The 24,700-nt window shown below is 44.5% G+C and carries 26 protein-coding genes; 19 read left to right on the forward strand and 7 right to left on the reverse strand.

All coding sequences use genetic code 11. The annotated features are described in order from the left end of the window. Nucleotides 1-86 precede the first annotated feature (86 nt). From ACQ5BJ_RS02820 to ACQ5BJ_RS02835, 4 genes are all read left to right on the forward strand, one after another. Nucleotides 87-770 (forward strand): ABC transporter ATP-binding protein, encoded by a 684-nt coding sequence (locus ACQ5BJ_RS02820; RefSeq protein WP_005550785.1) that lies wholly within the window; start codon nucleotides 87-89, stop codon nucleotides 768-770. Further along, on the forward strand, nucleotides 767-3,358 hold the full coding sequence (locus tag ACQ5BJ_RS02825) for an FtsX-like permease family protein (RefSeq protein ID WP_430108362.1): 2,592 nt from the start codon (nucleotides 767-769) through the stop codon (nucleotides 3,356-3,358). Before ACQ5BJ_RS02820 ends, ACQ5BJ_RS02825 begins: the two co-directional genes overlap by 4 nt. 319 nt (nucleotides 3,359-3,677) lie before the next feature. Further along, nucleotides 3,678-4,493 (forward strand): lipase family protein, encoded by an 816-nt coding sequence (locus ACQ5BJ_RS02830; protein WP_430108364.1) that lies wholly within the window; start codon nucleotides 3,678-3,680, stop codon nucleotides 4,491-4,493. A 37-nt stretch (nucleotides 4,494-4,530) separates the two neighbouring features. Continuing rightward, nucleotides 4,531-5,382, forward strand: coding sequence for a lipase family protein (locus tag ACQ5BJ_RS02835; protein ID WP_430108366.1), 852 nt, complete (start codon nucleotides 4,531-4,533; stop codon nucleotides 5,380-5,382). Between the two features lie 7 nt (nucleotides 5,383-5,389). Here the strand turns inward: ACQ5BJ_RS02835 and ACQ5BJ_RS02840 are convergent, their stop codons facing one another. The 3 genes from ACQ5BJ_RS02840 to ACQ5BJ_RS02850 are packed head-to-tail and all read right to left on the reverse strand — an operon-like array spanning nucleotide 5,390 to nucleotide 7,864. Further along, on the reverse strand, nucleotides 5,390-6,409 hold the full coding sequence (locus ACQ5BJ_RS02840) for an alpha/beta hydrolase family protein (RefSeq protein ID WP_430108368.1): 1,020 nt from the start codon (nucleotides 6,407-6,409) through the stop codon (nucleotides 5,390-5,392). A 26-nt stretch (nucleotides 6,410-6,435) separates the two neighbouring features. After that, on the reverse strand, nucleotides 6,436-7,068 hold the full coding sequence (locus tag ACQ5BJ_RS02845) for a GNAT family N-acetyltransferase (protein WP_289355676.1): 633 nt from the start codon (nucleotides 7,066-7,068) through the stop codon (nucleotides 6,436-6,438). Then, nucleotides 7,043-7,864 (reverse strand): MerR family transcriptional regulator, encoded by an 822-nt coding sequence (locus ACQ5BJ_RS02850; protein WP_430108371.1) that lies wholly within the window; start codon nucleotides 7,862-7,864, stop codon nucleotides 7,043-7,045. Before ACQ5BJ_RS02850 ends, ACQ5BJ_RS02845 begins: the two co-directional genes overlap by 26 nt. A 474-nt stretch (nucleotides 7,865-8,338) precedes the next feature. On the opposite strand from ACQ5BJ_RS02850, the gene ACQ5BJ_RS02855 reads away from it, so the two are divergent. From ACQ5BJ_RS02855 to ACQ5BJ_RS02915, 13 genes are all read left to right on the forward strand, one after another. Next, nucleotides 8,339-8,878: a hypothetical protein gene (locus tag ACQ5BJ_RS02855; RefSeq protein WP_430108374.1), complete on the forward strand. Its 540-nt coding sequence runs from the start codon at nucleotides 8,339-8,341 to the stop codon at nucleotides 8,876-8,878. Continuing rightward, nucleotides 8,850-9,326 (forward strand): hypothetical protein, encoded by a 477-nt coding sequence (locus ACQ5BJ_RS02860; RefSeq protein WP_430108377.1) that lies wholly within the window; start codon nucleotides 8,850-8,852, stop codon nucleotides 9,324-9,326. The genes ACQ5BJ_RS02855 and ACQ5BJ_RS02860 overlap by 29 nt, the downstream gene beginning before the upstream one ends. A 37-nt stretch (nucleotides 9,327-9,363) precedes the next feature. After that, entirely contained in the window at nucleotides 9,364-10,956 is a 1,593-nt protein-coding gene (locus tag ACQ5BJ_RS02865) for a spore germination protein (RefSeq protein ID WP_430108380.1), read from the forward strand. A 49-nt stretch (nucleotides 10,957-11,005) separates the two neighbouring features. Continuing rightward, nucleotides 11,006-12,112 carry a GerAB/ArcD/ProY family transporter gene (locus ACQ5BJ_RS02870; RefSeq protein WP_268620220.1) on the forward strand — a complete coding sequence of 369 codons (1,107 nt, stop codon included), beginning with the start codon at nucleotides 11,006-11,008 and terminating at the stop codon, nucleotides 12,110-12,112. After that, nucleotides 12,109-13,296 (forward strand): Ger(x)C family spore germination protein, encoded by a 1,188-nt coding sequence (locus ACQ5BJ_RS02875; RefSeq protein ID WP_430108385.1) that lies wholly within the window; start codon nucleotides 12,109-12,111, stop codon nucleotides 13,294-13,296. Before ACQ5BJ_RS02870 ends, ACQ5BJ_RS02875 begins: the two co-directional genes overlap by 4 nt. A 126-nt stretch (nucleotides 13,297-13,422) precedes the next feature. After that, nucleotides 13,423-13,734: a hypothetical protein gene (locus ACQ5BJ_RS02880; RefSeq protein WP_430108387.1), complete on the forward strand. Its 312-nt coding sequence runs from the start codon at nucleotides 13,423-13,425 to the stop codon at nucleotides 13,732-13,734. Further along, nucleotides 13,727-13,930, forward strand: coding sequence for a hypothetical protein (locus ACQ5BJ_RS02885; RefSeq protein ID WP_430108390.1), 204 nt, complete (start codon nucleotides 13,727-13,729; stop codon nucleotides 13,928-13,930). Before ACQ5BJ_RS02880 ends, ACQ5BJ_RS02885 begins: the two co-directional genes overlap by 8 nt. Before the next feature lie 62 nt (nucleotides 13,931-13,992). Then, nucleotides 13,993-14,352 (forward strand): hypothetical protein, encoded by a 360-nt coding sequence (locus ACQ5BJ_RS02890; RefSeq protein ID WP_430108393.1) that lies wholly within the window; start codon nucleotides 13,993-13,995, stop codon nucleotides 14,350-14,352. Nucleotides 14,353-14,403: 51 nt separating this feature from the next. Beyond that, entirely contained in the window at nucleotides 14,404-15,699 is a 1,296-nt protein-coding gene (locus ACQ5BJ_RS02895) for a DUF1963 domain-containing protein (RefSeq protein ID WP_430108396.1), read from the forward strand. 84 nt (nucleotides 15,700-15,783) lie between these two features. Beyond that, nucleotides 15,784-16,122: a DUF4274 domain-containing protein gene (locus ACQ5BJ_RS02900; protein ID WP_430108399.1), complete on the forward strand. Its 339-nt coding sequence runs from the start codon at nucleotides 15,784-15,786 to the stop codon at nucleotides 16,120-16,122. A 76-nt stretch (nucleotides 16,123-16,198) separates the two neighbouring features. After that, nucleotides 16,199-17,866 (forward strand): DUF6138 family protein, encoded by a 1,668-nt coding sequence (locus ACQ5BJ_RS02905; RefSeq protein ID WP_430108401.1) that lies wholly within the window; start codon nucleotides 16,199-16,201, stop codon nucleotides 17,864-17,866. Between the two features lie 103 nt (nucleotides 17,867-17,969). Further along, a complete protein-coding gene (locus ACQ5BJ_RS02910; protein WP_430108404.1) occupies nucleotides 17,970-18,413 on the forward strand; it encodes a DMP19 family protein in 444 nt (147 codons plus the stop codon). Between the two features lie 220 nt (nucleotides 18,414-18,633). After that, on the forward strand, nucleotides 18,634-19,194 hold the full coding sequence (locus ACQ5BJ_RS02915; RefSeq protein ID WP_430108407.1) for an SMI1/KNR4 family protein: 561 nt from the start codon (nucleotides 18,634-18,636) through the stop codon (nucleotides 19,192-19,194). 136 nt (nucleotides 19,195-19,330) lie between these two features. Here the strand turns inward: ACQ5BJ_RS02915 and ACQ5BJ_RS02920 are convergent, their stop codons facing one another. Together ACQ5BJ_RS02920 and ACQ5BJ_RS02925 are read right to left on the reverse strand one after the other, a co-directional pair. Next, complete coding sequence (locus ACQ5BJ_RS02920) at nucleotides 19,331-20,722, reverse strand: SMI1/KNR4 family protein (RefSeq protein ID WP_430108411.1); 1,392 nt, start codon at nucleotides 20,720-20,722, stop codon at nucleotides 19,331-19,333. A gap of 36 nt (nucleotides 20,723-20,758) precedes the next feature. Continuing rightward, entirely contained in the window at nucleotides 20,759-21,217 is a 459-nt protein-coding gene (locus ACQ5BJ_RS02925; RefSeq protein ID WP_430108413.1) for a hypothetical protein, read from the reverse strand. A gap of 356 nt (nucleotides 21,218-21,573) precedes the next feature. On the opposite strand from ACQ5BJ_RS02925, the gene ACQ5BJ_RS02930 reads away from it, so the two are divergent. Next, nucleotides 21,574-22,458 (forward strand): YwqG family protein, encoded by an 885-nt coding sequence (locus ACQ5BJ_RS02930; RefSeq protein ID WP_430108415.1) that lies wholly within the window; start codon nucleotides 21,574-21,576, stop codon nucleotides 22,456-22,458. Nucleotides 22,459-22,714: 256 nt separating this feature from the next. Here the strand turns inward: ACQ5BJ_RS02930 and ACQ5BJ_RS02935 are convergent, their stop codons facing one another. Further along, entirely contained in the window at nucleotides 22,715-23,272 is a 558-nt protein-coding gene (locus ACQ5BJ_RS02935; RefSeq protein WP_430108418.1) for an SMI1/KNR4 family protein, read from the reverse strand. Nucleotides 23,273-23,362: 90 nt separating this feature from the next. Further along, nucleotides 23,363-23,800, reverse strand: coding sequence for an Lrp/AsnC family transcriptional regulator (locus ACQ5BJ_RS02940; protein ID WP_268599918.1), 438 nt, complete (start codon nucleotides 23,798-23,800; stop codon nucleotides 23,363-23,365). Between the two features lie 142 nt (nucleotides 23,801-23,942). Here ACQ5BJ_RS02940 and ACQ5BJ_RS02945 point away from each other — a divergent pair, with 142 nt between their 5' ends. Then, a complete protein-coding gene (locus ACQ5BJ_RS02945) occupies nucleotides 23,943-24,524 on the forward strand; it encodes a DJ-1/PfpI family protein (protein ID WP_005550754.1) in 582 nt (193 codons plus the stop codon). Nucleotides 24,525-24,700 lie beyond the last annotated feature (176 nt).

Below are 24,700 nucleotides of genomic sequence, written 5' to 3' on the forward strand. Positions count from 1 at the left end.
GACTAAATCGTCACTTTCACAGTCACTGGATAGTCATGTTGGACAGATAAAATGATATCCATCAGCAACGCTATGGAGGTTATAACATGGAAATTTTACGAATCGACCATCTGTCTAAACAATATGGGAAAGGCGAATCGGCAGTCACAGCACTTGATGATGTATCTTTTTCCGTGCGGAAAGGGGAATTCGTCGCGATTATTGGACCCTCTGGGTCGGGAAAATCGACACTTCTGCATCTGCTGGGGGGTGTGGATCGGCCGACTAGCGGCAAAGTGTTCGTTGAGGATACAGACATGTATGCCTTGGACGAAACGCAGCTGGCCATCTTTCGGCGGAGGCAAATCGGCCTGATTTATCAGTTTTTCAATCTCATTCCCGTCCTGACCGTGGAAGAGAATATGACGCTGCCGCTTTTGCTGGATAAACAAAAGGTAGACAAAAAGCAATTGGACGTGCTTGTTGGGACATTGAATTTAAAGCATCGGCTAAACCACCTGCCTAACCAGCTATCTGGCGGACAACAGCAAAGGGTCTCGATCGGCAGAGCACTCATTAGCAATCCTGCGATCATGCTTGCAGATGAGCCAACGGGGAATTTAGACAGCAAAAATAGCAGTGAGATCGTTGACTTGTTAAAGATGTTAAATAAGGCCTATCAGCAGACGTTGATCGTGATTACACACGACGAACGAATCGCCTTGCAGGCCGATAGGATCATTTCCATTGAAGACGGAAGGATTGCCAAGGACGAGGTGATCCGCCCATGAATATCGTCAATACACTCACGATCAGACATTTGATGCAAAATAAACGGCGTACACTGGTCACGATCATAGGCGTCATCATTTCGGTTGCTATGGTGACGGCTGTGGCAACGCTTGGCTTTTCTTTTTTGGATCTCATGAAAAGGCAAACCATCGCAGATGGTGGAGAATGGCATGTCCTTTATCAAAATGTAAGCAAAGAACAGCTTGAAGCCATTCAGAACGATGATGCAACCAAAGTCGTCACGATCACCCAAGATCTCGGCTATGCTCCGTTAGTAGGGAAACAAAACTCAAGTAAGCCCTATTTATTTATCCAGGCGTATAATGCACAGGGTTTCACGCATTTTCCCATTCAGTTGAGCAAGGGACGACTGCCTCAAACAGACAAGGAGGTCGTGATATCGGAAGCCATCGTGAAGAACGAAAAGGTCAACTATAAAATTGGCGACCACTTAACCTTGTCAGTCGGCGAACGATTCGAGAAGGGCAACGAGAAACCGCTGGATCAATCAGAGATGTTGCGATATGAAAATGGAAAATTGACTGAATCCTTACAGCTAATCACGAATAAGGAATACACGGTGGTAGGCTGCATCAAACGTCCCGTCATGGAACCGGCATGGGCGCCTGGACATACCATCATAAGCTATATCGATGAAACCAGTATAAAGGCAACAGATCGAGTCAATGCGGCAGTTGTCCTGAAAACCGTTGATCGTTCTTTGTTTGAGCATGCAGAACAGCTGGCGAATAGCAACAACATCGAGAACGTCCTATATAATCACGAGTTGCTTCACTATTATGGCTTGTCGAAAAACAAAGCCTCTAGCAGCATGTTGATTTCTTTATCAGTTATCATTATGGCGGTCATCATCATCGGCTCGATCTCGTTGATCTACAATGCATTTGCGATATCCGTCTCAGAGCGTTCCCGTCATCTAGGGATGCTTGCAAGCGTCGGGGCGACCAAGCGGCAGAAGCGGAATTCGGTGTTCTTTGAAGGTGTCATCATAGGAGCAATCAGCATTCCCATCGGGATCCTCTGCGGTCTTGCCGGGATAGGGATAACCTTCTTGTTCATCAATCCCATCATGCAAGGGGCACTTGTGACTACGGAAAAATTAACACTCATCATCACGCCAATGTCGCTCCTGATTGCCTGCGTTGTTTCGATGTTGACGATTTTCATTTCGACATTTGTCCCGGCAATAAAAGCTTCCAAGATCTCTGCTATTGACGCAATTCGCCAAACTGCCGATGTGAAACTTACAAGGAGAGCCGTAAAAACGTCGAAGCTCATGCGCAAGCTATTCGGCATCGAAGCCGAGATCGGATTGAAAAATATAAAACGAAATAAACGAAGATACCATGCCACCGTATTTTCAATCATAATCAGCATCGTCCTGTTTTTAACGGTGTCATTTTATACCGCCAATCTCAAGCAATCTCTAGCACTCTCACTTGAAGGTGTTAATTACGACATTCACATCTGGTACAACAATGGGAATCAAATGGACGATACGACGGTTCAATCGATTGTATCCCTTGACGGTGTGACCGAATACAATGTGACGGAAATGTACAGGGTTAACGCCTGGATCGGAGAAGCTGCAATCGCCAATGAGCTGCAAGAAGCGGTCAAGAAGGATAGGAGTGTACTGAAGGAAGGGAAATACCTTTATGACATAAATATTAATGCCATGAACGATTCGAGCTTGCAAGCCTATGCCAAAGCGGTTGGCGCAAATGTCGAACAGCTGATGAATCCAGATCATCCCGCCGCGATCGTGGTGGATACGATTCAATATAAGGACGAGGCGACCAATAAATTTGTGCAAACGAAGAATATTCATGCAAAAATCGGTCAAAGTCTTCAGTTGAGCTATATAAGCGAAGAAACAAATAAAGAAACAGATTTAAAAGAGGTAACCATCGCTGCGAAGACGGATCAATTGCCTATGGGGATACGTTCATCAGCAGTAGGCGAGTTAGATATTGTCGTATCAAAACGTGTCTTGGAGCGACTCATTGATGAAAAGATTGGGGCATACGGTCAGTCTCAATTATTTTTAAAAAGCAAAGATCCTTTGAAGACACAGCAGGAGATTGAAGAATTCAGAGATTCTAATCTGTCCTTTTTGAATGAATACCAGTCCAGAGCCGTGGAAGAACAAAGGATTTTGATCATGTCCGTCTTCTCGTATGGCTTTATTGTTTTGATTTCAGCTATTTCAATCGCGAACATCTTCAATACAATCTCAACGAGCATCTCGCTGCGGAAACGGGAATTCGCGATGCTGAAATCAGTTGGTATGACACCTAAGGGCTTTGCGAAAATGATGAACTACGAAAGCATTTTTTATGGAGTGAAATCGCTCTTGTTCGGCCTTCCTCTAAGCTTCGTTGTCATGTATCTCATTCATAGCGCATTGTCGCAACGCTTTCATTTTGAGTTTGCTTTTTCTTGGGTGAGTATTCTCTCGGTCATTGCTGCCGTATTTATCATCGTCGGTTCAGCCATGTTATATTCCAGTGCCAAGGTAAAGAAAGAGAACATTATCGATGCATTGAAGCAGGAGAATATATAAAAATGAAGCCATGCGGCTTATCCCTGAAACATTGGCTTCTCGCGAGTGAAATTCAACAACGCATGATGTAATGAAATAAAATCTTATATTATTTTTCAATTGCAAATAGCCAGTCGTCGATAATCAATCTACGGCTGGCTGTATTATTTCCCGTGAATGTAAATGAAGTGAGGTGGCGACAGGCATACGTAAGTAGAACATCATATCATGTCTCTAGGCATATACTTAGAACAGGGGAGAGCCGAAGTTGTTAACCCTGTTAAGAATACCATGCTCATAAGCAACTGATCGACTTGGACATAAGAGAGGAATTATTAATATGGGATCTTCTTTTCATAGCAAGACAGCAATCTTGCTTGCTGCTATGTGCTATCAGACGTATCCATTGTACTTAGAAGGAACACTTGTCTTGCCATCGGAATATAAGCTTGTCTATACGATTCATGCATTCGCAAATGTTGAGAATCCTACAGAAATCGTGTTTGGTTTTATTGCAGAGTCCTCAGATCAAATCATTATCGCTTTCAGAGGGTATGCTGCCTATCCGGCAGATTTGTTAGCAGCGTATGACATCCTTCAAGTACAGTATCCATTCGTTCCAAATGCGGGGAAGACCTCTCGTGGATTCACCTGTATTTATCAATCAACCCGAACAAAACTAATCGAAAAACTGAATCATCTGTCTGCGGCAAAGAAACTATATATTACCGGCCACAACTATGGTGGAGCTTTGGCTACGTTAGCCGCTTTAGACATTGCCGTAAACACGAAGTTTAAGAACCCTATCGTATATACGTACGGCAGTCCTCGTATTGGAGACCCGCGCTTTGCCAGCCGGTTCAACAGCGTGGTTGCCAATAAGGTTCGGATTGTGAATATACACGATTCATTTCCCACGTTTCCTGCTCGGCATTATCCGCCTCCGTTTACGAAGCAGGGGATACGATATCAGCATGTCAAAACCAAGTACCCGCTCGCATTTCAACTGAATACGGTTACCCGAAATGACAACATTGCATGTTACTTTACATCCCTCAGCAAGAAGAGCCCTGTTTTCGCCGAGATGTTATGCAGCAACAATCCAGGTTTTTGCCCCAATGCCAACATGTGCGTTCCGTTTGAGGGAACATGCTAAGAGGATAGAGACTTGATTCGTAAAGGGAGCTGCCTAGATGAAAGTATCCAAATTAGAACATCGTTTTGACGCAGAAGACGCCATCTTGCTATCAACCATGATCCATCAAGCCTATCAACTTTTTGAAGAAGAACCATTTGTACTCCCCAAAAGATTTTCCGTTTCATGGATCATTCGAGCTCTTGCTGGCGTTGAAGAGCCGGAAGAGGAAGTGTTCGGTTATATTGCACAATCGAAGCGTCGAATTATCGTCGTCTTCAGAGGAACCCGAACATTCAAGGACAATGAGTCGGATCAAGATTTATATCAGATTCCTTATCCGTTTGTCCACGAATCTGGATGTACTCATCGCGGATTCACATGTATCTATCATTCCGCAAGGGAAGCGTTGATTAGAGAACTTAGCAAGCTTTCTACATCGAAAACACTGTTTGTGACAGGCCATAGTTTAGGAGGAGCCTTAGCCGTGTTGGCTGCTTATGATATTGCAGTTAACACTCCCTTTACGAAACCTATTGTATATACGTACGGCAGCCCGCGTGTCGCAAGCCCTGTGTTTGCATCAAAATTCGATCAAACGGTTAAGAACAGCATTCGCATTTTCAATATTCATGACATTATTCCAACCTTGCCGGAACAATCGTATCCGCCTCCGTTTACGAGAGACGGGTTATTCTATGAGCATGTTAAAACGAAATATCCGGTCTCATTTCAATTGAATAGTTTGGCCAATCGTAATCACGAGATTGTCTGTTATTTTAAAAATCTCAGCAAAAAGAATCCTTATTACGCTAGCTTACTTTGTGAAGAAAATCCAGGTTTATGTCCGGATACAAGTTGGTGCGTACCGTTTAAAGGAATATGCAGTCCAGTGGAGGAGGAAGGGTAAGCCGATATCAGCCGACTTGAAAGACGGGAAGTTTCCTCAGAAACTGCTCGATCGCATCCATATAACCCGGGATCGTAATTTGTCTTGGAGCGAATAGACTAATCAATAATGCCCGCAAATTCGAATTCGCTGTTTGCTTGCTCAGCATAGAATGATCCGCGTCAGGGAAGACAGCAACGGTCAACAATCCAGGCTTCACAATGTCTCGATAGACCCGCTCCGTATCCTTCACATCGACCTGCAAATCTTCTTCACCTAGAATCAGCAGTACAGGCGAGTTGAAGTTGCGAAGATCATCCGTGGCATCCGACAAGAAATTTTTGCCGGCAAATATCCATCTGTCTCTCGACATCAAGCTATTTTCACGTGCGATTTTGGCATACTCTTCATAGGAAGCATGTTTCTCTAACAACTGTCGCACTTGTCGGTTATAGGCCAGTCTGTCTTGAATTTCTGCTTCCGATTTCCCTACAGCCAGCATTTCCCTGCGTGTATTGTATTGCCCTTGACTAATCCAGTTGATCGCAGGGGATAGAAGAAGGCTGAAAGCGAGCTGCTCCTGCTTGGCAAGCTTCGGAATGACCCAGCCCGCCTGACTCGCTCCCCACACCCCAATCTGCTTTTCATCAATCATTGGCTGCTGTTTTGCCCAGGCAATCGCCTGACGGGCTTCTTTCACTCGGTCATCTATGCTTTGATGCTCCCAATTGCCTTCCGAACCGTTAATGCCTCTTTTGTTAAGAGACAAAGAAGCATATCCAAGGGAAGCCAGCCGTTCCCATAGCGGCTTATAGCCGTCCTCGTGTGTAGCGTCAATAGGGCCGTCCCCATGAATGAATAATACAAGTCCAAGTTTGTTCGTGTAGCTCTTAGGCAGGACGAAGCTGCCTGTTAATTTGCCTTGAGGCGTCTGGATTTCAACAGCCTGTTCATCCATATCAAAATCGTACTGATTCAAAATATATAGTCCAGTACCGCCAAAAATCAAAACAATCAATAGTAAGGATATCGCTAGTTTCTTTTTCATCTTATTTTCTCCTTGTGAATAGCTCTCTATGATTTCAATCTTCGGGTCATATAATTCCATGTTCCTTCATTGAAAAAGAAGTGACGCAGAATACTATATTCTTGTTTATAGGTAGAGAAGGATAACTGCTCATACAACTGTTTTGCCCGCGGATTTGAACCTGCGACGTGCAAGCTTAGTAAGCTCAGGCCTAGTTCCGCTAGGGCAAACTGCTGCGCCCATTCCAACAGCAATCTTCCAACTCCTTTGCTTCTATGATGGGGGTGGACAGCCACGTCAGCAATATAACATTCCTTAGCTAACGGCTTATGTTCTAGTAGGGATAATCCAATTACCAGTATAAGGAGGTTCCATTTTCCAATGTAATTAACATCCTTCCACACGGGAAGCTTGCTCGTTGTTTCCTGAACTTCTGCACTTGCACCCCATTTGATCGATAACGTACCGATCATTTCTCCCGCTTGCAGGGCGACAATTCTACAGCTTGCCGGTTCAGAAGGGGATTGCTCCAACAGCTTCTCGAAAAAGAAAGCAAGATTCTCCTCACTCAACTTCGTTAGGTGTTGAAATTTCCCGCGGAACCCATGAACGAGCAATCGGCCAACCTGTGCATTGTACTTATCTTGCATCGGTTCAATCGTGATTTGTCGCGCAGTCATGATCATTGCCTCCTTTAGAATTGGCTATAGGCTCTACCAAGATTTGCAGCTCGTAGTGCAACTTGTTGTTGCTAAATAAAGATAAATATGATTTTTCAATCAGGATTAGAGGGCCTGAGAGAACATAAGATTGCGCAGCCGCATATTGATAAAACTGTTCAATGATTTCATCAAGTTCATCCTCTTCTTCAATGACGCACTGCTGTGTTAAATAATCCCCCCCAGGTAGAGCAAAATCCCCAACGCCAGGGTTCTGTGCTTCCAAACATAAGCTGTGGCTAACATCATCATGATAAATATAGTGAATATCCATTTCGAACAAGTTCGGAATGGGCTTTGATTGCTCAACCAATTGTTTGGCAGTAAGCTTTGTAAGGGAATCCGTCTCTATCCAACGTGTGAAATAGGTGATATCTCGTCGCTTGATAGGATAAGAATTGGACTTTTCCATTTCGTATCGCTGCTCCTGCAGCACTTTTCTGATGAACTGTTGCGTCTCCTTAAGCCGCCGTATTTCCGCTTCGATATCGCACAGGGAAGAATGAAGCAGCTGTCGATATTGATCCGCAGAGAAGGAAGTCATACACTCCTTAATGGATGAAACAGGCACTTCAAGCTTGCGAAGCAGCAGAATTTGCGCCAACTGGTACACTTGCTCCATGTCATACATGCGATACTGGTTGTTAGCTGTGTAGCTGGGGTGAAGAACGCCTTTCTCTTCAAAGTAACGTATTTGATGGACTGACACATTCATCAGCTTCGCTAATTCACTAATTGTAATTTCACTTTTCATCATGTTCACTCCTAAGGGAATAGCTTGGAATATCTCAACGATATACCTTAGGTTTGACCTAAGGTCAAGTAACAATTTTAAAATGCTGATAAAAATGGAGCAGCTTGCTCTATAAATGGTGTGTTATGTTGTTCACAATAAAGGGCTTCGATTGTAAATGTGACATTTGATCTATTTACCATGCCAATATACATAGAAAAAAAGACGCAACAAATAGGATAGATGTATCTTTTCCCATATCATTGTGAGGGATAGGTTGATTGCTGACTTCCTTTACTCGCATACTAGCCATAATCAGGCATGGAACCCCTTGCTGCTTAACGATCACTGAATCACGGAGGTTCTTTAACTCCTGATTATTTTTTTTACATGGTAAAAAGGACATATCTCTAGAATGGACTTGATTGGAATTGGAAGGGAGAAGATATAGGGTGGAAAAACGCTGAAGGCACAATTTTCCCAGGCACAATCGCTAGAATGGAAGAGACAGGAACCTACATAAACAACCAGCCGCTAGTTCGCTTTACCGTCAGGTTCACGGATGAAGGACAGACAAAAGAGGTAGCGATCAAGAAAGTCCTATCATTCTTGAACGGAGTGAAGGTTGGGGATCCGGTCGTCATCAGCTACAATCGGAGGAAGAACAGCGCAGTATTTGTCACGGAGGATAACATTCCGGAGCAAGATGGACTGAAGATGATCAAGGATGCTGTCTTAAGTCGGATCGAAGAACGCGGGCAAATCAATCGCAGCCGGGTATTACAGCTCCACTTTACGGCTGACGGCCGGGATTATGCTGTGCCTGCATTGGAGCTCTCTGGGTTTGCATACCGCATTGGGGAGAGGGCTAACCTCGCATTGTCTCAAGATGCGGCTAGAATCTACAGCTATGGGAATGCAGTAAGCTTCGAAGACAACAAGCAAGTGACCATTCAGGGAGAAGTGATCCGCATCGAGGAATTCCAATACGATTTCGGATCGTCAACTGATGATGCTGGAAACCATTCTGACCGATGAAGCAGAACGGCTGTGCAAGTCGAACAGTCTCTTCGTCCCGAAAGGTTTTCCTGTGAAAGCCGGTGTGGTCATTCCGGTTGTCATGCGAAAAGACGATTACGAGAAGGAGCTCCGTTTGCAAAAAGGGAAGCAGGGAGCTGCCGTCGTGACCTCTGTACGGTTTGTAGGCACGCTCGGAGAACGTCCATTGGCGCAGATTACGGTGGAAAGAGCCGGAGGCAGCTATCATATTCACCAATCTATTGAGCCGTTATATGGTGTAGAGATTGGAGACGAGTTGTGGATCGCCCTATCCGGCCCACTTGGCCAGATGGTTGGCGATCTTCTTGACGTTCTGGCTAATGGCGGTCATGCCTGTTGGTTAAAGGGGTTACATATCATATCGAAGTCTCGCCTGTTAGTTCGAGGGCTTCGAATGTTGTATGAATGTCCCTGGATTGGGGATTAATAATCGGTATAAATTATTAAATTCGGGAGATTTCCTTATGACACGTATTACTCAGCGGTTTTTGAATTCATTCCTTAAAAAACGGGCCAAGAGGGAAATTGTGCTGCAAGAAGATGCGTGCCTTCTGAATCAGCAGTTCACTTTTGATTTACAACAAAATGAGCAAATGATGAACGAGCTGTTCCGAAACTGTTCGGATGTTGTATATCGTTCAGTTCAGCTTCATGGGCAAATGCAAGCACTATTGATCTATGTTGATGGGATGATTGACAGTGTAAGCTTGGAAGAAACCATTCTGAAGCCGCTAATCAACCCGGGATTGCCGAATGAGTTGAGTAAACTGGAATGCTTGGGAGAATTGATAGCTAATCAAGCTGTCGCTACCCGGCAAATCAAGCTAACAGATCGTGTATCAGAAACAGTACAGGACATTTTAAGTGGCCACGTCGCCGTGTTTGCAGCGGGGGAGCACCAGGTTTTGCTCGCCGATCTTACTAATTTTGAAAAGCGTCAGGTTACTGAACCGGAAACCGAATCCGTAGTACGCGGTCCCCGTGAAGGATTTACCGAATCCTTACGAACGAATACGAGTTTGCTGCGTCGAAGGTTAAAAAGCCCAAGGCTGAAAACCGAAGCGGTAACCATCGGTGCATTGTCTCAGACGGATGTGGCCTTGGTGTACATTGAAGGCATTGTAGAAGATTCCATCCTGGACGAGGTCCGAAAGAGAGTTAGCCGGATTGAGATTGATGCAGTACTGGATTCCGGATTCATTGAAGAATTTATCGAAGATGCTCCCTTCTCCCCATTTCCAACCGTGCAGAACACGGAACGGCCTGATGTTGTACTTTCAAGTTTGTTGGAAGGCAAAATCGGGATTATTGTTAACGGTTCCCCGTTTGTACTTATCGTTCCCATGACCTTTTGGTCGGCCCTTCAGGCGGCAGAAGACTATTATGAGCATTTTATCTATTCCACAGCCATTCGATGGCTGCGGTTCACGTTGCTTTTCATTTCGATACTCCTTCCTTCCCTTTATGTTGCAGCTACGACGTTCCATCCGGAGTTAGTACCAGCAGAATTATTGCTGAGTATCGCCGCCGCTCGCGAAGGCGTTCCTTTTCCGGCCGTTGTAGAGGCGCTCTTGATGGAATTTATGTTCGAGGCATTAAGGGAAGCCGGGATTCGTTTGCCCAAACCGATCGGTTCAGCGGTTAGCATGGTTGGAGCATTGGTGATTGGAGAATCTGCAGTCAATGCGGGGATCGTTGCTGCTCCTCTGGTCATTGTTGTCGCATTTACTGGCATCGCATCATTTTCTATTCCACGATATAATGTTGGGCTCGCCTTTCGACTCGTTCGGTTTCCTCTTCTGATCTTGGCGGGGGCGCTGGGTTTATATGGAATTGGCCTTGGATTGATTGTACTGCTTATTCATTTAGTAAATCTGCGTTCTTTTGGAGTGCCTTATCTCACTCCGGTTTCCCCCGAGATTCCCGGAAATTCAAAGGATATTTTTATACGAGCGCCGCGATGGGCTATGCGAGATCGCCCATTTTTTGCAGGAAGGGATAAAGAGCGCATTCCGGAAGGTCAAAAGCCTGATCCGCAACGTGGGAAACGTACATAAATAGATATTTACACACCAACATGAATTGCATTGGATAGGAGCAAGTCTTATGAAAATCTCCGGACTACAGCTCTTTTGGCTGATAGTGAGTACTGAAACCGCATCAGGTATACTGTTTACGTTGACTCCAGCGATCGCTGAGGCCAAGCAAGATGCTTGGATTTCCGTTTTACTTTCGGGAATCATCGGGCTTGGCGTAGTATACCTTGCTGCTAAGATAAGTCTGCTATACCCGGATCAAACCTTTATCCAATTTAGCCAAACGATACTGGGAAAATGGTTGGGAAAAATCATTGTCCTCCCTTACTTTGTGATGTGGTATTCGGTAGATGGAGTAATCTTGCGCGACTCCTCGGATTTTTTACACCTAGCATTATTTGAGAAAACACCGTTAACAGTGCTATTGTTCACACAATTGATCTTAGCGGTTTATGTTATTTATACAAGCGGTATTGAGGGCATCGCCCGTTGCAGTGAAATTGTGGGTCCTATTATAGTCCTAATGGTTTTGGGTACCTGCGTTCTTAGCTTGAATCATCTGGATTGGCAGCAATTAACTCCAGTTTACGCCGATTCCGGGTTAGGGCCGATTTTGAAAGGGGCACTCCCAACCGCTGCTTATTATAGTGAAACGGTCATATTGATGATGGTGTTTTGCTTTCTATCCGATACCCGCCAAGCGCTCCCACGGGCAATGTGGGGAATGGCTGTCCCGTCTTTATTGGTTTTTGTGGCGGGAGCGGTGGCTATTATGACGTTTGGGCCGTTACTTTCTTCGCGGATGTGGTTTCCTTTCTATGATATGTCACGTTTTATTTCCGTTTTGGGTTTCATTCAAAATGTTGATATCCTGGTTGTGGTCGTCTGGATGTTCTCTGTTTTTACCAAGCTTTCTTTATTCCTGTTTGCCACTACTTACGGAACCGCACAATGGTTGAACATAAAAGATTGGCGAAAGTTAATCTGGGTCGTTGTTCCGATCGTATTCGGTTTTTCACTATTGCCAAAAAACATCGCACAGGCCATGATCGATTACCCACAAAAATTTTGGCTGCCCTATGTCATGCCGATTAACGTATTCGGAATTCCTCTTTTATTATGGATTGTCGGGACGATCCGTAAAAAGAGATCCAACAAGAAGGTGAGGCAACAATGAAACAAAACAGGGTGATTTTTCTTATTTTCATTTTGCTCATGCTGTTGACGACAGGTTGCTGGGATCGCAAAGAATTGAATGATCGAGCCATTATTATCGCGTGGGGATTTGATCTGAACAAAGATGGAACGTATCGGGGGACGACACAGTTTGCGCTCCCATCGAAAATGGGCAGCGGTAAATCGGCAAGTCAGGGCAACAAGGCTTTTGTTACTGTCTCGGGAACTGGTAAAAATCTGTACGAAGCCGCTAGGGATATGCAACTTAAAGTTTCCCGTACATGGTTTTCCGGGCATCGCAGGGTAATTCTGATTGGGGAAGAGTTAGCACGACATGGTCTTGCAACAATTTTGGATCAATTAAGCCGGGATCCCATTGTACGGCTGCGAGCAGATATGTTCGTTTTGAAAGGCGGATCGGTGCAGGATTTTCTTGAATTACCCTATCCGTTGGAACGCCTTTCGGCGAATGCTCTTGTCAAAATGCATGAGGCTGCTGGGTTAAATCCAGATCTCACCTTGCGAAACTTTTTGATGGCCGCTTCGAGCGAGGAAAGTTGCCCCATTTTGCCTGCCGTTGAAAAAACGGACAGCCCTTCTAAAGAAGGTTCGGAACAAACAGCTCCTGAGATGAAGCTAAGGGGCTTCGCTATTTTCGATAAGGAAAACCGTCTCGTTACCTATTTGCCGATGAAGGAGAGTTTCATCCGGCAATGGATCGTAGGGAAATTAAATTCCAATGTCTTCACCGTCAATATTCCTGGGGAGAAGGGAAACATTTTAGTTGAGTTAGACCATTTGAAGAGAAACATCAAAACATCCCAGCGCGGCAATAAGGTTAGTATTACCGTTACACTTGGCGGAAAAGGTACAATTCGGGAAAATAACACGCGACTAGACTTAAGCGAGTCTAAAAACGTGATATTGGTACAGCAAGAGCTAAATAGACAAACCGGCAAATTTGTTCAAAAGGTAATCCAAGAAGCACAAGCCCTCGGTACAGATATTTTTGGATTCGGGGAAGCCTTTCACCGGCAACATCCTTATGCATGGAAAGGGATAAAAAAGGAATGGGCTAACAAATTTGCCGATGCGGAGGTTATCGCTTCATTACATCTGCAAGTTTGGGAAGAAGGGAAACTGGGTCCATCGGGAATTCTGAAGGAAAATGAAATGAAAAGATGAAAGTTCGTAAATCTGCCAATAATCGCACAAAAAAGGCCTTATTTTAGCCATAAGGTCTTTTTTTGTACTAAAATATACGAATGAGAACTTATAACTCCGCTTATTTGCGATAAGGAGAGGATTACTTTGGATAAGCAGTCATACGCAAGATACCTGCTCCATCTCATGGATGAAGAAGTAGAAGCCGATGAAATGATTGATGAGGACTCGCTCTATGGATATTTTCAAATGTATATGCCGAGCGGTAAAGGGGTGGAGGCTACCTTTGCGCCGCTGCAAGATGGAGACGCCTATTTACAGCGAATTGTACAAATGTATGACATCCTCGATCCCGCGGATTTTGGCGGTGACACGGTGCCAGGCTATTTTACTAGTAAGGTTGCAGATGTGCCTCAAGATGTGCTGAGGAGACATGGCGAGCAGCTAGGTTGTGAGTGAGCACAAGGATTATGATGCACCGATTGAAATTCTAGACGAGGCCTATTACTCGATTGCCTGCGATTATTGGATTTCTTATTATTTGCAGTGGCACCGCTACAGACTTAAGGGCGACCCGTTCGCATCGTATTTCGACTTATATAGACTGGGATATTCCGCAACCTTCTCAGAGCACGCGCTGTATATCGGATCGTGAACGGAAGGTGAATGTTGAGGTTAGGTTGATTGACGAATAAATTTGATAGAGGCGGGATTCCGTTGAAAACAGCAAATGAAATTTTTACTATCATCCGAACTGACGGCTTTTTTGAAAAAGTCTTTTTTGTAGAAGGGGATTGGGATTCAGAATTAGACGCTCGAGAATCATCTGCATTCGATGCGGCATGGAATGCTAGCTATGAAACATTACATAAGAAAGACCCCACTGAAAGTGCGACAATTCGAGATATTCGAGAATATGCATTCAAGCAAACGTTTCGACTCACGCAAAATTCCGAGCTGGCCAGTTATGTATCTGATGACTTTGGTCTCATTGCCAAGGCCTTCGACAGCAAGCTCGCCAATGCATTTGTCAGTAGACTCTGGAGTTCCTATCTTAAAGGACATTTTCCAAAATGAACCGAATCGTGATTGTTAGATGAAAGAACAACATATGGAGGGTACTCAACTATGGCAGAACGCATTCCATGCAAAACGGAAGGCTGCAGCTCGACGATCCTGCCGACTACGGCGACTAAAACAGGCGGTATCTGCATGCCCTGCCAACAGGAACAAGAACGGAAGAAACGGCAAGCGTATATTAATCAGCATCGCAAAACGGTGAATTTGTATGAAGGCTTGACGAACCCGATAGACATTTTGAAGGTTATGCATACGCAAAGAACATATAATCCGCTGATTCAATATGTTGCTTACCCGTATAGTAGAGAACAAATCTATGTATCTTTAACAGTTGCAGAGGCGGGGCAAATGCTAAAGTATGCGGTGGAGCAATTGGATGCAGGCCATGAGGATGAAGCAGAACAAATCCTATTATCGCTCGTGTGTTACCGGAATGATGATATTTCAGAAGTTCTGCCCAAGCTTATAGAGCGTGACCTATATCATTCCTCGATCTTATTTAAAGATGCACCGTCCGAAATACGGGATCGCCTGCTCCAGCAAGTGGAATGGGACGACGACAACCGCAATCATATCCTACTCATACTGAGCTGGATTGGTGACTCAGAGGTTGTGAGACAATTTGAGGAATGGCGGCTGCATCCGCCGAAGTGGGCGGGACAGTTGTTCGTCAATCCTGACGTGTATGCCTTAGAGGGGGGCTGGGAGCTCTCATCGAATGGGGAAAGACGTGATTTGATCAGTAATTTATGCTACGCGATTCGTGCAACGGATGAACAGCAGGTAGATTCAGGAGCGGAGACGTCTGCTGCGCACTTCCTAATGACCAGCAATTCCCATTGTCCATGGTGCGAGAGAAAGCTCACTGTCTTGATGGACGCGGATACCACTCATCCATCCTTGTCGTATCTCGGCCTGTCTACAGAACGCCTGCAAGTAGCAACATGCGAGCACTGCGGAAGCTTCAGCACCATTTACATGGAGCTCGATCAACAGGGGGAACCGGCCTGGAGTCAATTCAATCAGAAGCCCGATTATTTGCCTAGTCTGGATGATGAGGACATCAGCGTTGCAGTTGAAGATATGAAGCTTAGCCTAGCATCTGAGCCTCACTCTCCGTACTATGCTTCATCTTGGACATTGACTCAGCAAAACTCGCAAATCGGAGGCCACCCAAGCTGGGTGCAGGATGCCGACTATCCGCATTGCCCTTGCTGCGCCCAAAGAATGCGGTTTTTCGGCCAGATGAACTGGGCTGATTTTGACCAATATGGTGAAGGAATTTTCTATATGTTTATTTGTGTTGAAGATAGGTTGACGGCTACATTATACCAACAGAGCTGATCCACGCTCGCAACAAACGCGGCTCGTAGTGATCAGAACATTGCAGATCTGCTTCTCGCTACGGAAGGAGCGGTTCGTCTATCGTTGACGGCGCAAGAAGAGGGAGCTGTTGATGAAATTTTATATGAAGAGTCACTGAGCAGTATGAGTGAGAAGATTCGTCTCTTAGATTCACCAGTTCTGCTGCATGCAGTCGTGAACGGCTATAACTGGGATGATGGTTCAGAGCCTATGCTGTCCGCCTTCGAGAATCCAGACACCCCCGAGATAACGCTGATGGATATGTACGAACTGATGGAAGGGGAGTACTGGCTGGAGAAGGACGAGTCTGAGCTCCGTAGAACGGCGGAGGGAATGCGCTGGAAAGAGCTTGCCACAAGGTTGAAGGAAAGATTGGAGCAGGGCCCTTTGAACAGGGGTTAGCTTTCATTAGCAGGGCATGTGAACATCAAAACAGTAGGCAGGAGCATATTTATTTCTTGGTTGGGAGGAAAGAACGTTGAATCAGGCTGTACAAGCTTTTCTGAATGATGTGTGGGAAGAAGTCACTTCGATTTACGCAAAAGAGAGCAAAAGGCTGAGCGAATTTAAGGATAAAAGAAGTTTACAGGCTGGAGTGAAGGATTATCTTCGAGTCGCATGGAGAAAAGGCAAGTTTACATGGGCAAATGGAAATATTCATATCGATGTATACAAGCCATTATCCTGGAGTGACAGTTCGTATAAAATAAATGCGGATGCATACATAACAGAGTTAACCGATGAACTTCTCATTGAGGAATTCTTTCCTGCCTTGTGCGAACAGGTAGAGCGACTGTTCCGCTCTGAGGAGCTGGGGATCCGTTTCTTTGATTATAAGTTTGAAGTAGTATTGGAGTTTGAATGGGAACAGTCTACATTATCACTTAACCAACCGTTCATCAATGAGCCAAAGTTAAGTCAACTGAAACAGACCCTGGAGCAATTTATTCAATCAAAGGTATTATCTGATCCACCGGTGCTACCAGCAAAAGATGACTATTTCTTTTTTGCCAGTCATTTGGTCAATCCTGATTTAATGAAGCAGGAAGTAGAAGAAATCGAGCCGTTGATCCGACGACTCAATGATAAGCTGAAGCAGAACCAAGAACGCAAAAAAGAATGGACCAGCCGATATACTTATACCTTCAAACGCTGGGCGGAGGATTACTTTTTACCGCAGCATTTTAACCAAACCGGTTATTATCGAAACGAATGGGTGTTGAAGGAGGAAGCGATTCCTTCTTCCGCAGATGCTGGAGAATTGGAGTTCTTTATTTATGCAGCCGTACAAATTGGCTTCACCGAGCCGGATAATCGGCTGAAGTACCTGGGACTTGCGGCGCAATTGGGTTCAAAGCGGGCAGCAGATTATTTGAAAATAGGCAGCGGTAAATTTGTGAGCACCTATCGAGGAGAGAAAGTAGAGGCCCACAACAATGATGTGACGAAGACAATCGACATCCGGATTCTCTCTGAAGAGGAGGCAGCATACGCTGAAGCGCTCGATTATATCATCGATCTGTTGCGGCAGGGTTTCCCCAAAGAATACAACCTAAAGCTGAAAAGCAGCCAAAAGCATATCCTTCCGTATAAAAAGCTGGCGAAGTCCAAGCTGCATCGTTTTTTTGCCAATGCACTCAGCTATCCGGCGCTGTTCCCCAAAGTGGCAGAATATGCGGAGACGGCAATGGAAGAGTTCGCATGGTACAGCGATGTGGAGCCCAGCGAGAAATCGGCTATGCCGGGCACTTATGCTGTACTAGGCCTCGGCTTATATAGCGAGGATTATTTCCCATTGGTATGCCGTTATATGGGCATGGTGGATACAGAGCACCAAATGGTGCAGGATGGATATCCGCAGGCATTTATCGAGGCGCATGGCGTCAAGCCAGAGCATATGCCAGTGATCGTATCTATGTTGCTGGGAGGCATTGACGAGGGGACGAAGGTAAAAAATCTGACTATCGACCGCCCTGAACTTGCAGAGGCGCTTATCGAGGCATTGCAAGACAAAGAGAATTATCAATGTGAGATGGTTGTGTGCCGAATCTTTGGAAGCGTAAAGAAGCTGGAGGGAACAGCACGAAAAGCAGAGTCGCCGCTTAAAGAAAGACTGGAGCAGCTATTGGCTCTTTCGCAATGTTAACTCTATTGAAAATTAGCCTAATAAATAGACAGGAAAGCAGCGACATTGTGTGTATAAATGATGTTCTGATCCATAAGGTCTACACATTAAAGGGGGAAACAAAATGGAGAAGACGGATATCTGCGACATTTGGTTCGATTTTGCATCGTCCTTTGTGGATAAGAAGAATGATTCTGGCTGGGATGCCTTACCCCCAGAGGAACAAGAGATCACTGCCTTGTGGCTGCTGGAAGCTGACCTCTATAACGGCGGGTTTATTCAATTTTTCTGCAATTGGGGAGAAGCGGCATATCTCCATGCGGTTCGAGCGCTACAAGCGATTGGGGCGGTTCATGCACTCGAAATTATACAATCTGGATATGCCTGTATCGAACGGTTGTCAGGAGACAAGCGCCTTACACAGCTATGGGATATTCCGCAGTTCCTTACTGAGGAAGAGATAGAGAGACTGGATAAGTTGGACGAGCAATTTTGGGAAGACCCGGATAAAATCGCGGAAAAAGCACATCGATACTACGTGGAGCAGTTGGGAATACATACTCCGTAGAAGGGTGTTTTGTGACGAGATCGACTGTAATTACCTTACTGTTCAGTGGAAATAACGGATTAGACCAGAACCCTTTATCATATAAGGAGGCTCGGCCTTCTAAATCATTTGATATTTGAAAATTAGTTTTAGACTCAACATCCGAATAAAGGAATTCATGGATATAAACTGGATAATAAATAATTACATGCGATTACTATAATTGAGAGGAGGCGATGTATTGGATAAACGGGACTATATCAAAAAAGGATTTGAAGCTTATTATCGCCGATATGACCAAGTAACAGAGGATGGATTTTGTAGATGGATGGTACCAGACGTTCCGGGTGAAATGAAGGCTACCGACTCTAATGAGGAGTGGTCGATATGGAGATTAGTTCCTTCTACCGTAACTGATGGCGACATTTGTGCGCTGGAAAAAGAATTCGGGCTGGACTTTCCGGAATGGTATCAAGCATTCATTTCAACCTATCATCACTATTTCGGCATCGTACCAGAACAACCGATCGATAAGCCGTTACGCAACATTCAAGATATGTATAATCCAATCCTGTGCAAGTGTGGTTACCTTCCATTCGCCTGGGACTCCGAGTATGGTCACATATTATGCATGGATCTTACTGGCCCGGATGAGGAGCACTATGCAATCTATGAGATTGACCATGAAATATTATTTGATTTTGATGAAGAAAAGACCGGGCGCGATCAACTGAAAGCGTCAATGAAATTTTTGTATCCCAATTTTAAATCGTTTTTTGACTATGCTTTTGAATTGAAATAGTCTTTATTTTCTTCTGACAGAAGGAAATATTCTTGTCCCTGCTGTATAGCGAATCTCCCATTACTAAAAAGAAGAAGAGCCCTCGTCCGAACGTGGGCTCTTCTGATATTGGTTGCATGATGCTTGCTCGGTCTTGTTAGGCCTCTTGCAGTTGTCGAACCAACTCCTCCGCATACTGCTCTGTAAACCGAAGGTGGCCATTCACCTGTACGATCCGTCCTTCATGAATGCGGCGATCCAACCAGTCTGAAATAAAGGATGGGGCATAGCCGCCTTGACCGAACTCGCCGCCGAAGGCGATCATTTTCTCATAGATACCCAGGTACTGCTCACGGCCGGTCTCTGGATATGACTTTGTATATAACCAAAACTGCACATCATACATCAAATACGAGCCTTCATCTGCATGAAAGGAAAAATGGCCTTTCGCTTCGACAATCTGTGTACAGAACCGGCGGATTTTCTGCTCAATCTGATCCACTTCGATTACGTTAGCGCATAACTCCTCCAGCAACGGAGAAAATTTGCCGTGAGTTACCCTGTAAAGGTCTGCTAGCTTATCCTCCTCAGAGGTATCATAGTCCTCTTCGCTCACCAAACCTTTAATAAACGCTTCGAAATTATCGGCTAGGAACGTAATTTCATAATCACCCTCCTGATCGACATGAATCACTTCCGGTTCGCCATCTCTACCGCAGGCTCGGTAGTCCAGCATGACCACGTCATGGCCTGCCGAAGGACAGTCACAGATCACAACGCCAATGTCAGGATATCCCCAGTCCTTAATCATAAACGGACTTCCAAATTCCCCGCAAAGCGAATAGTTCTTCTCTCGGCCGATTCCCAGAATTCCTGAGATTGCGATATGATCCTCCGCCCAAGAAGTAGCATCCTCGGTCGGAAAGCAGGTGTTCTTTGGAACTCCGCCATTGCGGTGCTTCATCAGTGCGATATAGGAGGACGGGAGCTTATATCCCAATTCTTCCTCGATTGAAGCGATCAGCTCATCTGTAGGCGGCTCGGATAGATATGCCTCTCTTGCATACTCGCTGTCGTCCCAAAAATCGTCAAGCGACATATCTGAAAATGGCGCATCTACTGATAATCCTGCTGATCCATTCTCTTTCAAGGCTGCTTCTTTCTTCGCTGCAATACGGCGTTCTTGTTTTTGCTGTTTTTCCGCTTTTTGCACACTTAACCGCATTAAGTATTCGACATCTTGATCACCAGGATGTAATTGATTAGCGGTACGCAATGCCTGAACTGCTTCCTTATAGCGCTTTACATAATAAAGAGCAAAACCTACCCGATAGTGCCACAGCGGATCGTTCTGTCCCGCTTCAGCGATGCTTTCAAAATGATGGAGCGCTTCTTCATAGAGTTCCAAGTTATTATAAGCTCGGGCCAGTCTACTTATTATGTCGTAATCCCGTTCGTTCTCGGGTATGGCTAACAGTGCATCCACAATTCGCTGGTGTTCATCATCTTCATGCCATTGATTCAATTGATCGATATGTACTTGGTTCATCGCTGCCTCCATGAATTCTATAAATTGTACGTCACTTTATACCGTCAGCCATGCGGTACCACCGCCCGCGATCGCCAATAGAGCACCCGCTGATATGATCCATATACGCTTTTTATCTAATTTCACTTCTCCAATGACCCGAGGCAGTAGCCATATAAAAGCAATGGGCGCGTAAGCACCCTGTACCGTGCCCCAAAGAACCATTTGCTTGGCTTGCGCCAGATAAGCACCGGTCGAATCTGGTCGGTCGAAAGCTAAGGCTCCTGCGGTTCGTACGTTCCAATAGGTAATAATCGCGTACAAAATTAAAATGGACAAGGTAAAAGAGACCGTTAGTGTAAACTTAATTTTGTCATGCGAGAACCTTTTTTGCGAGGAATTGGTTGGAGCCAACCCAACTAGGTAAAAAACAAAGCCTACAAAAACAACGCCCCCTATAAACACACATTGAATCGTATTTACAGCGGCCCCCGCCATCAACAGTAAAAACGTCATTTCACCCTCCAACTGTTTGGATTAACAAACATCACCCTATCTGACGATTAGAAGTTTCACAAGTAACGATATCGGAGTATTGACTCCAATTGTTGAACGCCTTATATGCGAACAAGTATAAATCATGGTATCTTCTACCTTTCTAAATAGTAACATCAATACATAGTTGTGTACATTTATAAGAGCACGATCAGGGGGAGTGAATGGGGAGCATGCTCAGTTCATCGTATGAGAGTTCATTAATCTTGCATGCAAAGAATTCCTCTCCCTTTCTATATGTTACAATTGAATTTATGTATGGCAATTTTGGATTCCGAATTAGTAGATATCCCCGATATATAAGGAAGGTGTAGATCATGTTAAGCGAGAACAACAAGAAGAAGCTGGAACGAATTGTTCGGGAACATCACTTCGAACACGCGTTGGATTATTTACAGCATTCTGTGCGCCAAGGGATTCGTCTGTCCAAAAAGGGGCCAGAGAATGACAAGGAGATGTGCTCTTCCCGCATTGGGGGCGATCCGGATCTGCCAACTGACGTAGAGTGGCCGCTTGATTCTAGCGGAACCGCCATGACGTTCCTGGCTCAACTGCGTCTAAGTGATTTGGCGGCTGTTGATGAGACATCCTTACTTCCGGTGAGCGGCATGCTTTCCTTTTTCGTTGGCGTAGATGAACCTGCCTATCATATTGAACACAAGGTATTCTATCTACCGGAGGAGAAGATGCAGGATGCCAAGCGGCGTCCTTCGCCAGAGGTAACTACGCTTGAGGAGAAGTTTACCGGTTACAAGGTAACTGCCAGATCCACGATTGAGCCTCCCAATTTCGGCTATGTGGATTACGAGCAAGTAGAGGATGATGAGCATGATTTCGAGCAATACGAAGAACTTTGCTTCGAATTGAATGAAGAGAGCTCCAACGATCTCGCCCTTATGTTCGGTTATCCCGCAACCCAGCATGGCGATTGTGAATATGAAGCGGCGCTTCGACTGTTGACCGGCAAAGCGTACAACTATTCCGTAAAGACGGCCCTGAAGGAGATAACGGCTCATTTGAACGCGGATGCTGACAAAGCGGAGCGTGAAGTCCGCGATACGCTGTTGCTGCTGGCACTAGATTCAGATCAGGATGTTGGATTTTGCTGGTGGGATGCAGGCGAGCTGCAATTTTTTATTCGAAAGGAAGATCTGCTGGCAGGGAACTTTGCACATACGTATTGCTCCCTGTATTCGAGTTAGACAATCATTGAGTATTTCCAATACATCCTTAAAATGAAAGTTAAGGCACATTCATCGTTATGATATATGCAAAAAACCTCTTCCTGCAATGAATCAACCTTGTCTATGAGCCAAAGGCGTTTGTGAAGGAAGAGGTTATATTGAAATAGGATTCAAGACATTTTCCATGCGGAACGGATCGATGGGAAGGGCAGTGGACTAGCGGTTGGCCCATCGCATATGGACACCATGGTTTTCCCGCAAACTGCATGTACCCCTATTCCCCGTACAGTATGGCTTCTGCCGAGATCGTTCCCATACATAGATCTAAGAACGTTGAAGCAACTTGCGCGCTGTCCGCATAGCCTAAATTTCCCGAGTGAGACACAAGAATGGGATATTCATTTTCTTCCGAGCTGCTGCGCATATCCCAAGCATAATGAATACCGCAGCCATCCATGGCAAAGGGGATCGACTCTGGCATATACTCGGGAAATTCATAGGCTAGCATCATTGCCCTGAACTCATCAGCGCTGAAAAACTGAAAATGACGTGTACCATTCCCGAATTCACCGCCATTGGAATAACGAAGGAAATCAAGATAAGCGGCGGGGAGACGCTTGTTCGGAATGAACCATTTTGCCGGATCGAACGGCTGGTATAGCTGATGTAAAGGATCGGTTACAGGAAAGGGATTGCGCTGCCTTCCCCGTATTTCCGTAATCTCCTCCTCAGATAAAGGTTTGTTCCAATGGCTAATGAAATGTTGCGCTTCTAGCTCCGTTAAACCGGGATGCTTCTGGTAGCACACTTCGAATACAGACGCCCAATTCATCCGAGCATTCCTCCTTTTGACCTGTCGATTGATAACATATGAATATTTCAGGGGAAAGTATCACTAATAATGAATTGATTACTAGGATTTTTATTCTTTACTAGGAAAAGGGGCGATTACTTTTTGTTCATAAGAAGATAACACGATATTTGTTGAGGGCGTACCATATTGCATGGAATCATCAATAAATTGTTCTAAACTCTCTACAGAATAGGTTGCTAATTTGACAATATAGCTAATTTCCCCTGCTACCCTGTGACACTCAAGTACATCTGGATGATTACGGCAAAAGTTTGCTAATGATTTACAATCCTTTGACTCAAACAATATAAGTGCAGAAATTGGACGGTTCATTTTTTTTAAAGAAACACGTGCATGGTAACCCTCAATAATTTGTTGCTCCTCTAACTTTCTTACTCGCTCAGTGACGGATGGAGAAGATAAGTGAACAGCCTCTGCTAGATCCTTCATGGAGATTTTCGCATTCGACTGTAATATTCTCACGATGTTTTTATCAATTTGATCCATAACGTATCCAACCTTTTTTTATAATATAGAATAACTAAAATAATTAATAAATTAAAGCCAAACAATAAAATATCCTTTTCTAGCTTGTTTATGAGCCTTCTATATTTTTATAAAATAAGGATATCAGGAGGTAATTTGGGATATGAAAAAGATATTATTATTATTAGCTAACGGATTTGAAGCAGTAGAAGCTAGTGTGTTTACAGATGTACTAGGTTGGAATAAATGGGAGGGAGATGGATCAACTGAGGTCGTAACAGTTGGTCTTCGGAATCAATTAACCTGTACATGGAATTTTACTGTTATACCTGAAAAAACGGTCAATGAAATTCAACTGGATGAGTTTGATGCACTAGCTATTCCAGGAGGATTTGAAGAAGCTGGATTTTACGAGGATGCCTTCAGTACGCCATTTTTACGTGTAATTCAACATTTTTATTCCAATCAGAAACCGATTGCTAGTATCTGTGTTGCATCATTAGCACTTGGCAAAAGCGGAATTCTTAAAGGAAAAAAAGCTACCACATACAATCATTCAACGAGTAAACGAAAAGAGCAGTTACAGAAATTCGGTGCAGTTGTGCAAAATGATTTCATTGTTCAGGATGGAAATATTATTACATCTTCAAATCCAGGCACAGCTTTTGATGTTGCATTTTTATTACTCGAAAAACTAACATCTAAAAAAAATACGGAACATGTAAAGGAACTTATGGGATTTTAGGCATTGGTTCGATCAAAACGGGTATTCTTTTATGCTTATCAACTCATAAACATGCTTCATATCCGAAACCGCATGATAATGCGGTTTTTTGTTTTTATCAAACCTATTATTTCCGTTCGAAGCACTTTATGACCACAGGAGGAAATTCCAAGATGAGAATCAGGGGTCATCTGCCG

This window comes from Paenibacillus sp. B1-35, assembly GCF_050474385.1.
Classification (GTDB): domain Bacteria; phylum Bacillota; class Bacilli; order Paenibacillales; family Paenibacillaceae; genus Paenibacillus_B; species Paenibacillus_B alvei.

Bases quoted from the DNA above. Each gene is read 5' to 3' on its own strand.
- ACQ5BJ_RS02820 (WP_005550785.1), top strand. From the start codon at position 87: ATGGAAATTTTACGAATCGACCATCTGTCTAAACAATATGGGAAAGGC.
- ACQ5BJ_RS02825 (WP_430108362.1), top strand. From the start codon at position 767: ATGAATATCGTCAATACACTCACGATCAGACATTTGATGCAAAATAAA.
- ACQ5BJ_RS02830 (WP_430108364.1), top strand. From the start codon at position 3,678: ATGGGATCTTCTTTTCATAGCAAGACAGCAATCTTGCTTGCTGCTATG.
- ACQ5BJ_RS02835 (WP_430108366.1), top strand. From the start codon at position 4,531: ATGAAAGTATCCAAATTAGAACATCGTTTTGACGCAGAAGACGCCATC.
- ACQ5BJ_RS02840 (WP_430108368.1), bottom strand. From the start codon at position 6,409: ATGAAAAAGAAACTAGCGATATCCTTACTATTGATTGTTTTGATTTTT.
- ACQ5BJ_RS02845 (WP_289355676.1), bottom strand. From the start codon at position 7,068: ATGACTGCGCGACAAATCACGATTGAACCGATGCAAGATAAGTACAAT.
- ACQ5BJ_RS02850 (WP_430108371.1), bottom strand. From the start codon at position 7,864: ATGATGAAAAGTGAAATTACAATTAGTGAATTAGCGAAGCTGATGAAT.
- ACQ5BJ_RS02855 (WP_430108374.1), top strand. From the start codon at position 8,339: ATGGAAGAGACAGGAACCTACATAAACAACCAGCCGCTAGTTCGCTTT.
- ACQ5BJ_RS02860 (WP_430108377.1), top strand. From the start codon at position 8,850: ATGATGCTGGAAACCATTCTGACCGATGAAGCAGAACGGCTGTGCAAG.
- ACQ5BJ_RS02865 (WP_430108380.1), top strand. From the start codon at position 9,364: ATGACACGTATTACTCAGCGGTTTTTGAATTCATTCCTTAAAAAACGG.
- ACQ5BJ_RS02870 (WP_268620220.1), top strand. From the start codon at position 11,006: ATGAAAATCTCCGGACTACAGCTCTTTTGGCTGATAGTGAGTACTGAA.
- ACQ5BJ_RS02875 (WP_430108385.1), top strand. From the start codon at position 12,109: ATGAAACAAAACAGGGTGATTTTTCTTATTTTCATTTTGCTCATGCTG.
- ACQ5BJ_RS02895 (WP_430108396.1), top strand. From the start codon at position 14,404: ATGGCAGAACGCATTCCATGCAAAACGGAAGGCTGCAGCTCGACGATC.
- ACQ5BJ_RS02910 (WP_430108404.1), top strand. From the start codon at position 17,970: ATGGAGAAGACGGATATCTGCGACATTTGGTTCGATTTTGCATCGTCC.
- ACQ5BJ_RS02920 (WP_430108411.1), bottom strand. From the start codon at position 20,722: ATGAACCAAGTACATATCGATCAATTGAATCAATGGCATGAAGATGAT.
- ACQ5BJ_RS02925 (WP_430108413.1), bottom strand. From the start codon at position 21,217: ATGACGTTTTTACTGTTGATGGCGGGGGCCGCTGTAAATACGATTCAA.
- ACQ5BJ_RS02930 (WP_430108415.1), top strand. From the start codon at position 21,574: ATGTTAAGCGAGAACAACAAGAAGAAGCTGGAACGAATTGTTCGGGAA.
- ACQ5BJ_RS02935 (WP_430108418.1), bottom strand. From the start codon at position 23,272: ATGAATTGGGCGTCTGTATTCGAAGTGTGCTACCAGAAGCATCCCGGT.
- ACQ5BJ_RS02940 (WP_268599918.1), bottom strand. From the start codon at position 23,800: ATGGATCAAATTGATAAAAACATCGTGAGAATATTACAGTCGAATGCG.
- ACQ5BJ_RS02945 (WP_005550754.1), top strand. From the start codon at position 23,943: ATGAAAAAGATATTATTATTATTAGCTAACGGATTTGAAGCAGTAGAA.